Here is a 12,584-nt window from a genome sequence, read left to right as displayed (position 1 = left end):
GTTAACTTCCTTAATCCAAAGTCTGATTATGGGGAGTATCGTCTTTTTTGTAATTGGGTAAACCATTTTCAATAATTATATTTTTGGCCTATTAATTTTGCTATTTCTCTCATGATTTTGTTTGTAACTTCTCTTAACAATTTTTTTGTTATTGTTTTATTGTAGTATTCCTTGAAGTATAATGCCTCCCCTATATTAATTTTGCACCTTTTTGGCCTGGGTAAAAACTTCCCCTTTGGCAAAATCTTGTTAGATCCAATTATACCAACAGGCTGGACAGGAACTCTTGCTTCCAATGCTAGTTTCGCAATACCAACTTTTCCCTTTTGCAATTTACCATCCAAACTCCTTGCTCCTTCAGGAAAAATAAAGATTATATCGCCTTTTTTAAGGTACTTCATTGCCATATCAATTGCCTTTCGATTAACTTGCTTATGATTCTTGCCTTTTTTTGTATCGACAGGTATGCTTTCATATAAATTTAGGAATATCCTAAAAAGAATATTCTTAAAATACAAAGAATTGACATAGAAATGGAATTTCCTATCAATAGGGGGGTAGAAAGCACGGGGTACAGCAAAATCATCAAGATAACTGGCATGATTACAAGCTATTATAAAAGGTTCATCTATGATTATGTTTTTGTATTTTTCCGTTCCTCTTCGAAGTATCTGGTCTAATTTTCCAATTGATTCGAAATCTGCCTGAACCCGAAAATCGGAAAAAACATTTAGCCATGAACCCGGATTCGTTTTGTCAAGCAGAATCGGCGGAGCAATGACCAGCGTTCTGCCATCAATCTGACCGGCAAGCATGGCCGAGATGTAGGTTTTCCCCAATCCCACGACATCGGAAATGAAGACACCGCCATACTCCTCAAGTTTTCTCTTGGCGTCATAGACCGCTTCTTCCTGATATTTTAGCTTCTTAAATTCCTGAGGAAAATACTTGGAAAACATTTCATCAGTTTGACTCAATTCATCTTTAAAATATTCGTATAGAAATTTCAGATAAAGCTGATAAGGGGTTATGTCGGGGTTGAGCCAGGTCTTTTCCTGAATCGTTTGAATGTATTTTTCGCTGACATCTACGGCGTTTTTCCAAAGATCTTCAAATTTATCCTTGGCAAACTTATAGTCCGAATGGTTTTTCAACTCGACGTTAAATTCAAGATTCTCCACTAAACCCGAGTAAGTAAAATTACTTGACCCGGTAATGACTCTTCCAACATCGCGGTCATCTTTGGCAAAAGTCATAATATATAATTTGGCGTGAATATTTTTGGATGGGTAGGCTTTTACTTCCAGTTTATTGTTTTTAATCCATTCGATAAATTTAACAACACCTTCTTCGACTTCCCGTTTATCTTCCGAATTCTCCATCTCCTGTTCAACAAGCTCCTCATATTCCTGCTTTGTTTCCGCATGGGAAAATTGCAGTGCCTGTTGCTTGTCATTGTTGGCTTCAGAAAGTAGTTCATATGTTTGTTTGCTTGTGCTTATGCCAATCAGAATTCTAATTTTCTCGGTATTTTCCAGGGACTTATAAATGGCATGGAATCCGCTCGTGTAAAAATAGCCAACAAGGCAGTCAAATAGTTTGGTGTCTTTGATTAATGCTTGGAACCTGGATTTGAGGTTTTTTTGTTCTTCGTTGGTGATAAAAGTTAAATCTGTGTGGGGCATGTACTAATTTCCTTAAAAGCAAATTCTTTATACAGCTAACAGCTGACAATATTTTGTTGCATAAAGTCCTGATTTATGAATCACATTAAGTTTCTTCCCTATCACTTACACCTTCATAACCATGAATATTTCCCACGAACTATTCCGGATCTGTTTTATTGGTTCCTAATTATAATTAAATTAACAAACCCACACTTCGAAAATCAATCCTTTTTTCATTAAGTGAGTGGATAATGCTTGATATAAAGGAAGGAATAAAAGTTAAGTCATTCAACTCATTCACAAAGAATCACGAATCGTCATCTGAGCGACAAAAATCCCCTAATCAGATCCAATACGACTACAAATATGTAGCGCCAGCAATTTTTTAAAGGATCTAATTGATTTCAAAAACGGCACTCACCTCATATTCTTTCGAATTTTCCTTATTCTTGAAGACACCTACTATTTTGTATTGCCCTCGAGGTAGAGGTGACTTTTCGACACATCCCCAATTGTCTTTGGTACACTCGCTCAAATCCCATTTAAACAATGTAATTGTTTGCCCTGGGAAGAGCTCACTTTCATTGACAAGGTCGCAATGTGTTCCCGGAGGTATCAGAAATTCCCGATTGTTGCTATCAAAATAATGCAGATTGCATGCAGCATAGAATGTATTGTAAATGATGGTATCCTGACTATTGTTCTTTAAATTAACTTCCATTGTATCGCCTATGGAATAAACTTTTTTGAGCAAAAATTCCGTCTCAGCACTTTCCGGCGAAAGCAGATTGCCGCCATCATCACATGAATAGATACCAATAGCGACTGCTGTGATAACAAACAAAACCAGTATTTTTTTCATTTCTCTATCCCTTCATTGTAACGGTTGAACCCAGCGGTTACTGCATTGGGTTTTCTCAACTTTGTTTAGACAATTAAGCATTTATTGGCCGCCCAATTCAAATGTGAAAACCCCTCTATTCAATAGCAGTAATCTCCAACAGAGCTTTTTGGAGTGTTTGGATTCTGAATGATATTGATTTTTGGTATTGTCCATTAGCGTCATAAAGCAATATTTCCCGATTGTCTTTCCCGGAAGTTAGCCATGTGCCTGATTCGATGTAATGTGCGTCAGCCGGGTGCAGGACTAACCATTGACAAGTACCGTCTTCCTCAAATATGTATATCCTGCGGAACCTGGAAGGCTGGAATTCTTTATAACTCTCGGGCCGATATACATCGCTGGTATCAGTAGAGTTTTCTTCGTAAGAATGAACCCAGGTCTGATAAAAGTCTTGCATTTTTATTTCGGACGGTTCATTGGGTCCTTTTTGACAGGCATTGACAACTAAAACCAAAAAGATCAAACCCATTTTTAAATCAAACCATTTCATTAACAGATTTCTGTTCATTTCAAAAGTTTCTTTTCTTAAATGATTTATTGTGATTTCATGTACATTAAGGAGAACAAAAACCTTGCCAGATAGATTAAGTCATAATACACTTAGCAGTCGCGTATTCAAAATGATTTATCCATATAAAAATCAACTAAAACCATTTCTTGATAAGATGTTTTTATGTTTCTAAGTCTCTGTATTTATCAGAAATTTGATACAGTATCAGATTTCTGATAAATGAATAACGCTTGAGTTTACCCGGGTGCCGGGCCAGTGAGGTTTGCCACAAATAAATGTGACTTCGCGGACATGGTATGGTTAAAAAAACGAAGAGGTAAGCGTTCAGGTACAACGATTTGTTGGAGATTTCTCGCGTCTGTAAGTCAATAGCGAAAATAGAAAATCTCCACTTCCGTCTGGAAATGGAGATTTCCCGTCTGAATTCTTATCCGGAAAAACGCTGCCGTCTTAGAGACCCATCATCATTTCTAACATTACGGCCGCGCCGTTCAGGCCCAACCAATCGTTATAATGTGCCCAATCTTTATATTTTGGCAGCGAAAGACTTTGCAGCATCATATCTCCACTTTGCATGGCTTGCTGCACGGCTTTGGTTAAGTCTTCCAGGTATTCCCTTTGCGAAATCAGGTCTTGCCTGGTGCCTTTGGGATGATCGTGAGCAAACAACGCAACTGTAAAGTCAAGCTTTTCCATTTCTTTCAACGTTCGGATCCAACCACTAACAGAAAAATCGGGCAGAAACATGAAGCCAAGCCGCTTTGGCACCACGAGGTCTGCTGTGAACATGACCTTTTCCTTTGGCAGGAGCATTACGGTCATGCCGCTGCCGTGATTCTCACCATAGTAATGCAGCTCGATTGTTTTATTGCCAATCACGACATCATAACGATTTCCATCCCAGGTCAAATCCGGCACAACAACCTGTGGATTCGGCTTCAGATTTTTCTTGTTTTCAGCATGGCCAATAACAACTGCGCCGGCATCTTTAAAGATTTTACCGCCCGAAACATGATCCCAATGGTTGTGACTGTAGACCATGTATCGAATGGGTTTGTCCGTGATCTTTTTGATCTCCCGCATCATGGCTGCAGCAAGATCCGCGTTAACCGGATCGGCGACGAAAACGCCATCATCGGCAACAACGAACATGGAATAGTAAGACCATGGGCCGCCACCAAAACTGTAAACCCCATCGGCAACCTTTATGGCCTTATAGGAAGCATTCTGGCTAAACGCCGCAGTAGAAAAAACCGCTGCGACCAGGATTAAGGTACTAATAATCTTTCTCATTTTTGCCTCTCCTTAAATTTGAGTTATAAATTAAATGAGTCTAGACTGAAATTGATAGAGAGAAGTTAATGTTTTTGCACCCTTTTGACAATGCAACAAACCGTAAAAATCATGTAAATTTCTGCAGTTTATCTCTAAAAGCTTTAGGAGCCTGGCCGGTGACTTTCTTAAATACTTTACTAAAATAGTAGGGGTCATCGAACCCTAATTCAAATGCGATTTCCTGGATAGTTTGACCGGAATACATAAGAGCTCTTTTTGCTTCCGCTACAATTCTTTCTTGTATCACTTCGACGGTGGATTTCCCCACAAATAATTTAAGGACATCAGACAGTTTTCTGTTAGAAATATTTAGCCTTCCGGAATAACTTGAAACATCATGATAAGTTTTGAAATATTTTTCTAACTCAAAGTTAAATTCTTGAAATATCAGGTAGGTCGAATTGTTCGTGTCGTATTGCCTGGTAAATTGCTTTTTTTTAAATTGATCCAGCTTGATGATCAAAGCTTCCAGTAAATGTTGAATAATATTAAATTTGCCGGATTCATCTTCTTTTTCATATTCATTTATAAGCTGAAGAATTAACGTTTCGAAAGAAGGCTTTTCCGTTTCATTCACCTTAAGTACTGAGTTGACGGTCAGGTTATTGAAAAGGCTGTACTTACTCGTTGAATGATAAGTTGCAGAATCCAGAAAGCTGTCGGAAAACCGTATACCGCATCCTAATGTACCGGACTTAGGATTAAACGCGTGCATCTGGTCTTTGGTGACCAACATAAACGTGTTCGGTTCAACATCATAAAGTTGGTCGTCGATCAAATGTGTCCCGCGGCCTGTATTAATCCAGATTATCGCTTGATAGTTATTCCTGTGCGGCTCACGTGGTCTTGTGTGATAGGTTTCTAAGAGCGCATCATCGATCCGATAAATGTTGATTTCATCGCGTCGGCTATTTTGCTCTGAATAGAAAGGCTGTTGCTTTTCGCTCATTTGTTTCTCAAAATCCCATCTTTTATGGTACCATTTTGTTAAGGTTAAACTTTAGTTTATTCGACCGATACAATTCAGCTTCATTCATCAAAATACGTGTTAACGGTGGGCTGAATTTATTTGAACCATGCCAAATGCTAGCGAAGCTTCGCCTCAAACCGACAAAAGAAAAACATGCTTAATAAACTTGAAATACTAATATCGAAATCCTAAACAAATTCCAATGATCAAATTCCAAATACACCAAACAAAACGAAGGAACCTATTGAGGAGAGTAAATCAGTTTTGCCCTGTTTTATTTTGTACATTCGAATTTTCGATATTGTCTAGAATTTAGGATTTCGAATTTTAAATCAAAGTAATTTTATTTCATCGCAAAAAAACTTGACTCAAAATTCAAGCTTTTTACTATATAAAAGGATTAATATCTTAATGATCAACCTCTAACGCTCTCTGTAGAAAGTCTAATACTTCCAAATTCAGTTCTTCATGAAATCTATCCCGATCGAAGCCTGCCGGATCCCTTGCAGCGCCACCCAACCTGTTTTTTATAGATTCGGGAAATGGGCTAAGGAAAGAATAGTGTCCGGCATTTTCAACCATTCTGTAACTGAGCTGCGAGCTATCAGGAAGACCATTCATGACGATTTCAGCCGTCTCAAGCGGTGTATCTTCCTTTTCAGCAACAAGCAATAAAACCGGAACATTAACATTACTCAATGCTCCATCAGACATAAACAGGCTAACATCTGGTGCAAACAGCACGACTGCTTTTATTCGGCTATCCGCTGCCCCTGCAATTTTTTGGGGCTTTAGTTCATTTCTTCTCACTATCGTGCAAAATAGTAAATCTTGGTTCTCACTTCTTTGACAAAATTCAACTATAAATTGAGTATGAGGAACACCACCTGCAACAGCCAATGCAGTATATCCACCAACAGAATGACCAATTATGGCTACCCTATCCGAAGCCAGGTGATTTTTTAATTTGTCATGAGAAAGAACCTGGTCGATAGCCAACCGGATATGCCTTGGCCTATGAGTCAAATTCTCAAGGGTATATTGCCATTCATTATTATTACGATTATTAAACGGGTGCTCAGGCATACACACAACAAAGCCATTCTTCGCCAAATTTGCTCCGAGTGTCCGATGAGTTAAATAAGAACCACCGGAACCATGAGAAATCATTACTAAAGGAAAGCTGCCATCTTCAACGGGTGCTTCAATGGCAACATCTAAAGAAAACGGTCCAAATGTGACAGGTTTTGCGGGAGTGCAGGTTGGATACATTACCAACATTGGGAATGTTATTCCTTTATGCTCATCCAAAATTTCAATCCTGCAAAAACCAACAAATTTAGTCATGAAAAAATCTTTATTTCATCCGATATTACAAATCAAATTACTGGTTACCTATTTTCTCAATAATTCCTTTAACTCTTGGATTTCCAGGCTGCATTTTAAGAAATTTTCATAGTATTTAATAGCTAAATCATATTTACCGGTTTTATTATAAACATCCCCTAATCTGTCAAAAGCCATCACAGAATTAGGATATCCCTCGAGCATAAACCGATAAATTTCCAGGGCATCCGTATAGTTCTTAACATGAGTAAATTTATCACCCTCAAAAACGAGTGTAAGTTCCGAAATTTTTATAGACAAACCCATTTCTTGGGATAAGTTCTTATAATAATGTTTTATTTTGTCCAAATTTTGGCCTTTTTCTTTAGCGGGAAATTCATAGTCCTTAAATAAGTGTCTCAACCCTTTATCAAAATTCACACTCACAGAAAGATCAAAATCCGGCGCCAATTGGTGTAAGAAATATTTAGGTGAATTATTGCCTGCAGTTTTCAGAAGTTTTGAAAATTCATTCAAAGTGGTAATAGCGTCAGGATCTTCTTCGATATCATAAGAAATCATTAACGATTTTTCTGAATAGTTATAATGTTTTATGGCATTAGAAAAAAGGTTTATTAAAGTCTTTCGAGAAGATTCTATCCAAAAGGGATTGCTTAAAATTAAGGCATTAAACAGATCCGGATGTTTTGCCATTGCAACGATCCCAAAAGAGGCGCCAGCCTGGGGACCGGATAAAATTCGATAGTTTTTGGTGCGATAATTCCTATCCACAAACGGTATTAATTCATCTTTAATAAAACGCAGGAAATGATCAATTTCACTTTTCGCGCCATAATGGTCTTCAGGTAATAAATCTCTATACCTGAATTCAAAATTCTTGATCCCAACTACGATCATTTTGGGGGTTTTCCCATGCTTACCAAACCTTTCAACCGATCTCACCGTTGGTAAAAAATAGGCATAAAGAAAATGGGCGTATAGTTGAAAAACAACGGGATAAGATTCAGTTGAATCATCATAGCCTTCAGGTAAATGAACATATAAAAGTCTGTCTTCATTCATTATTTCCGAGTGTATGGTTCTATAAAACCCTATTGCTATATCTTCAAGGTTTTCCTGGGCATTCACGCTTAAAAAGGTGAAAAACAATATTGAACCAAATACAAATTTTGAAACATGTTTTATCATACTTTCATCCTTTTATGCTAATTTATTTATATTGAATATTGACAAAACTAATAACAATTTCCAGCCCAATCAAACCGTTGTTTTAGCGATATACCGATTATAATAAGTTGCGCAAAAGTGCGTTGTAACGTCATTTCAGTTCTTGGGCACTGACTTAAAATTACGACCCATACTTTTTGACAATCCCACTTAATTATGTTATGTGGCACCCCCCCGCTCAACGCATCAGCAACATTTTTTTCCTTTCTGCGAAATTATTGCCGACTTGCAGATTATAGAAATAAATACCACTGGCTAGTTCTCTTGCATCAAAATCAACAGAATACGTATTTGCTTTTCGAAATTCACTGACCAGCGTTTGAATTTCTCTGCCGAGAATATCATAAATTTTTAGCGTAACAAAACCGGGTTTAAGGATTGAATACGAAATGATTGTTGACGGATTAAACGGATTAGGATAATTTTGAAAAAGCACGAAGGTTTTGGGTGGACCGGATGCAAGGGGATCAAGTACGCTGGTGGTCGACTCGGAAATCGGGTACATATCGAATGATTGGTTATCAAAGTAGGAAATCCGGTTGGGGATGGTCTGCTCTATGGTGTTTTTAAGTGTCTGGGAGATCCGATCCGAACGGAAACGTACAGCCAAATAGGGCAGGAAACTCTCGGCAATATCTTCGCGAGTGTTAAAATCGCGTGCGTAGGTGGAGATGAATTCGGCATCGGCAGCCTGGGCGGCGAGCCAACCGGCTGAGGCAGCATGAGCCGCATCCAGTGATGTGTGCGCCGCCTCGTGAACGAATGTCTCCTCGAGAATACCGTCATTTACATAGAGGTCGGCCTGGCCAATATGGATGAGCAGATTATTGTTCCCGCCTCCGAACGGCTCGGTGCCTTTGTGAATCCAGACAGTTTGCACATCGGCCCGAAGCGCGGTCGGCAATTGACCGATGACCCAACCGTACTTCTTCGCCTCCACCAATGCCGCGGATGAACTATCGAATTCCGGATTGACCTGAATCTCGGCGGTCAGCCCGTCGTCAAAACTTGCGTCGAACAGGAATGCATTGAGGGTAATACAGCTATTGACCCGTCGGTCGACATGGTTCGGAAACCGCGCCCGGAATACGACACGCCCTGGAATGTGCTCGTATCCGACGAGGTGATGATGTCCGGATCGATGAAGATGGTGCCCGAGAATGGTGGATCCGATTGCACGGTTTGGCTTGCCCCGCTCTTGTCGGCCTGAGCCAAACAGACTATTGGCAACCCCACAAACAACAAGAAAGGGAGTATCTTTTTAATAAATAGGGCTAGGATTCTAAACATAACACATCTCCTTTTGCTTTCGCGTAAACGACAAAATATTAAAAATGCCAACGGTTTGCAATTAGATTCTGAAATAATTTTGTCGCATTAAGATTGCTTGACGCCACGGCGGATTCGCGGTAACCAGAATCGGAAACATGATCAGGGTAAGGCCGGTCGGCCAGGTTAGTAAATAGCCCAACATGATGGCAATAAATGCGATGTATTGCGGGTGTCGAACCAGGGAGTAGAGGCCGGTATTTGCAATGGAGTGAGTTTGCTGTGCCTTATAGAGTACTTTCCATGCAAATCCAAGTACGGCCAATCCGCCCAAAATCAGGACCGTGGAAATGGAGTCAATTAGGTGAGAATGGGGATTACCCGCTAAATTAAAAATCGTATGCCATAAATGACCCGTTGCATGCTTGAACAGTTCAATATCGGGAAACTGGTTTTCCAGCCAGCCGGCCAGCAAATAGATGGTTAATGGGAAGCCATACATTTCGACGAATAGCACCACGATAAAAGCGGCAAAAGCGCCAAATGAGCGCCAATCACGCGTGCTTCTTGGGGCGAGTGAAGCTTAATGCAAAAACCAGAAAAAAGAGAATGAAAAAAATGACGGTTGCCCATTCTCCGTAATCAAATTTTTCCGAATTCATGGTTTAATAACCTCGAAGTGTTCTTTTAGTTGTGGTTAGTTGAGTCTTGCAGTCTTCTAAGAACCAATTTCAGGAATAATCAAATCCAACTGCTTCTTTAGCTGCAATATCAAATCTTCTTTTGATTTGAACTCGTTATAAATCTGCTCCGCTTCTGCGATTTCTTTCTTTAAATCGCGTATTTTTAAAATCTCTTCATCAATCTCATCGATATCCACTTTTCCAGATTTGAAGTAAACATACAAATAATAAGGCTTTTTGCCTTCTTTAAAATTCTTGTAAGCCAGGTCAAATTCTTCTTTCGTGAAGTCACCAACTTTTTTCCAAAACAAGAATATAACCACGTCACATTTCAGCATCTTTTCATTGAAATAGTCCTGTATACTATCTCCATAAAAAGCGAGCTTTATATCTTCCCAGATCACCAGATCGAGGAAAATATTTTTATTTATATATTTTTTGGTTTCATCATAAAATAACTGTTTCAGAATCTGTCTTTCTTCCTCAAGTTCGGCAGAAGAAGCTAAGAAGATCTTGATCTTTTGTAGCTTTCCACCGCTCTTTTTCCGTTCTTCATCCTCAATTCCACCTAATAATTTTTCGATGGAAATGAGCGTAAAACTTATTTGGCATTGAATTTCATTTGCGTCCTGTTTTCTGGCTTCTATCAAATTCTGATAAGGATAAAAATAAGGGTCAGGGTTTCCGTCACATTTAGAACAGATACATGGCACCATTTCACTCACTTCCAGGTTGCTGAAGGGAGAATGAATATAATCCATATGCCGCCGGAGAATACCCAAGAGCGTTTTCTTGTCATCGCCGTCGATCCACACTTCAATGATCCGGTTATCGGTTTTGACGATCAGCGCCTCGCTGTTTTCCCAGGTTAAGACGACGCCGTCTTTCCAGTAGAGTTCACGCTTGATCAGATCGTGGGTGTTGACGATAAAGCGGGTCATCACACCGGCAGGCATAAAATCATAGACATACTTGAAGCGCAAATTCTGCGCGGTATCCCAATCCAATGCCGGCTGGTCGGCGGGCAGTAATTCCGGGATGATGTATTCCTGGCCGGTGGGAAGCTCGAAACAGAGCTCGAAGCTCTTCATCAATTCCACTAAATCCACGTGCTTGTTTGGCGGATACTCCTTCTTATCCTGCCAGATTTTCCCCAAATCACCAAAGCGAAATCTGCCGTGGTTCTCTTTCACCTGCTTGTTGTCGGTGACTTTGTAGACGGCATTGGTTGCCCATTCCGGTTTGAGAAAGATAATGTTTCGTAAAACCGGGTTTTCCTTAAAATGAAGAAAAACACCCAGATCATGATAATATAAACTCAAGCGCTCTGTCTGTTCGTCGTCCATCTCAAATCCACCGCAAATTTCCTGGTAGTGGGAATAGGAAATAAAATTCTCTTTTATCCCTTCTAATCGCTGGCGGATATCCTGCCATCGTTTCGGCAGCAGGTCGCCGATATGGGGAAGTTTTTCAATTTCCCGAATGATTACATCTTTGAGCGCATCTGTCCCGATTGCCTTCTCGGCGCTGACATCATGGTATTCCACGATGTTGGGAAACAGCTTTTTCCAGTTGGTTTGGTTGATGGATTTTTTCCGTTCATCGATCTTATTTTGAATGACGATCACCGGCGAATTATCGCTCAGAACTTTGACGGTGTTGAGCCAGTAATCAAAACTGAGCAGGTCGGCATCGGTGCGGGCTTCCCAGACAAACAGGTATAGAGAGCGCTTGGTGAGGAAAAACTGGTGGGTGGCATGGTAAATTTCCTGGCCGCCGAAATCCCAGAAGTTGGCCCTGAACCTGTCGGTCCGTTTGGTTTTGAGCATCCATCGGTTGATGTCGATCCCCTCGGTGGAAATGGTTTTGGGATCGATTTTATTATATATCAGGCGGTTCATCAAATAGGTTTTTCCCACGCCGCCCTGCCCGACGATGAGCAGCTTGGCTTCAAATAGTTGTGTGGTTTCTTCTTTTTCGATTTCCTTAAAATAAGCTTTTACTACTTCTTTGCCTTGTTTAATAATTTCGATAGGGGGAATTTTAAGGGGATTCTTATCTAAATGAATTGCGACTTTATCTGTCCAGACGTCTAAATCAAATATTTGCCTGGGCAGTTGAGTAATCCGGTTCCGCTGAAGATCCAAACGCGTTAGCTTTGTAAGCTTTCCAATTTCCGGCGGTAGGGAAGTTAGTTGGTTTCTGATTAGAGACAGTTTAGACAGGTTGGTGAGGTTCCCGATTTCCGGCGGCAGAGAAGTGAGTGGGTTTTCGTAGAGATACTCCTCCAAGTCCATTTCTTCTGGAAATTTACTTGGTAAAACGACAACATTATTCGAGCTAACAACCTGGTCATCCATAGTTATCACTGCGTACATCTCTGGGTTACCAAAGAAATCACCGATATATTGAGCATTCCAGAAATAGGGGATGCCCGGCCGCGTGCAGCAATAGCGCAGGTACGCGTTACGAGCGACAGGTTCACTGTCTCCATGCCCGCATCTGAAATTATTCTTGCAGGGGAGATATCAGCCTTAATTGACACATTGGCAAGGTTTCCGGGCCGCCATATTTTTTCGGGTCGCGGTGCGAAAGCGCTACATTCCCTATAGATATGGGGCATAGGGTGGGGGTTGCGTGCGGTGCTGGTGGGACGGGATGCGGACGGCAA

General features: G+C 40.3%; 10 protein-coding genes and 1 pseudogene. 1 reads left to right on the top strand and 10 read right to left on the bottom strand.

The genetic code is table 11. The features are described from left to right. Nucleotides 1-68: 68 nt before the first annotated feature. From IIC38_17350 to IIC38_17305, 10 genes and pseudogenes are all read right to left on the bottom strand, one after another. Nucleotides 69-1,685 carry a 1-acyl-sn-glycerol-3-phosphate acyltransferase gene (locus IIC38_17350; protein ID MCH8127699.1) on the bottom strand — a complete coding sequence of 539 codons (1,617 nt, stop codon included), beginning with the start codon at nt 1,683-1,685 and terminating at the stop codon, nt 69-71. A 376-nt stretch (nt 1,686-2,061) separates the two neighbouring features. Further along, a complete protein-coding gene (locus tag IIC38_17345) occupies nt 2,062-2,529 on the bottom strand; it encodes a hypothetical protein (GenBank protein ID MCH8127698.1) in 468 nt (155 codons plus the stop codon). Nucleotides 2,530-2,644: 115 nt separating this feature from the next. Then, nucleotides 2,645-3,079, bottom strand: coding sequence for a hypothetical protein (locus IIC38_17340; GenBank protein MCH8127697.1), 435 nt, complete (start codon nt 3,077-3,079; stop codon nt 2,645-2,647). Between the two features lie 453 nt (nt 3,080-3,532). Continuing rightward, nucleotides 3,533-4,375, bottom strand: coding sequence for an MBL fold metallo-hydrolase (locus IIC38_17335; protein ID MCH8127696.1), 843 nt, complete (start codon nt 4,373-4,375; stop codon nt 3,533-3,535). A gap of 109 nt (nt 4,376-4,484) precedes the next feature. Beyond that, on the bottom strand, nt 4,485-5,366 hold the full coding sequence (locus IIC38_17330; protein MCH8127695.1) for a helix-turn-helix domain-containing protein: 882 nt from the start codon (nt 5,364-5,366) through the stop codon (nt 4,485-4,487). A gap of 429 nt (nt 5,367-5,795) precedes the next feature. Next, the gene (locus tag IIC38_17325; GenBank protein ID MCH8127694.1) at nt 5,796-6,734 is read right to left on the bottom strand and encodes a dienelactone hydrolase family protein; all 939 of its coding nucleotides are present in this window, start codon (nt 6,732-6,734) and stop codon (nt 5,796-5,798) included. Nucleotides 6,735-6,782: 48 nt separating this feature from the next. Further along, entirely contained in the window at nt 6,783-7,922 is a 1,140-nt protein-coding gene (locus IIC38_17320) for a hypothetical protein (GenBank protein ID MCH8127693.1), read from the bottom strand. Nucleotides 7,923-8,139: 217 nt separating this feature from the next. After that, nucleotides 8,140-8,466: a T9SS type A sorting domain-containing protein gene (locus tag IIC38_17315; GenBank protein ID MCH8127692.1), complete on the bottom strand. Its 327-nt coding sequence runs from the start codon at nt 8,464-8,466 to the stop codon at nt 8,140-8,142. 846 nt (nt 8,467-9,312) lie between these two features. Then, a pseudogene (locus IIC38_17310) lies at nt 9,313-9,892 on the bottom strand (isoprenylcysteine carboxylmethyltransferase family protein). Between the two features lie 56 nt (nt 9,893-9,948). Continuing rightward, nucleotides 9,949-12,273: a GTP-binding protein gene (locus tag IIC38_17305; protein ID MCH8127691.1), complete on the bottom strand. Its 2,325-nt coding sequence runs from the start codon at nt 12,271-12,273 to the stop codon at nt 9,949-9,951. A gap of 48 nt (nt 12,274-12,321) precedes the next feature. On the opposite strand from IIC38_17305, the gene IIC38_17300 reads away from it, so the two are divergent. Next, nucleotides 12,322-12,525 carry a hypothetical protein gene (locus IIC38_17300; protein ID MCH8127690.1) on the top strand — a complete coding sequence of 68 codons (204 nt, stop codon included), beginning with the start codon at nt 12,322-12,324 and terminating at the stop codon, nt 12,523-12,525. The last annotated feature ends 59 nt before the right edge of the window (nt 12,526-12,584 follow it).

The organism is candidate division KSB1 bacterium (genome assembly GCA_022566355.1).
GTDB lineage: Bacteria > Zhuqueibacterota > JdFR-76 > JdFR-76 > DREG01 > JADFJB01.
This window is presented reverse-complemented; position numbering and strand designations above follow the sequence as displayed.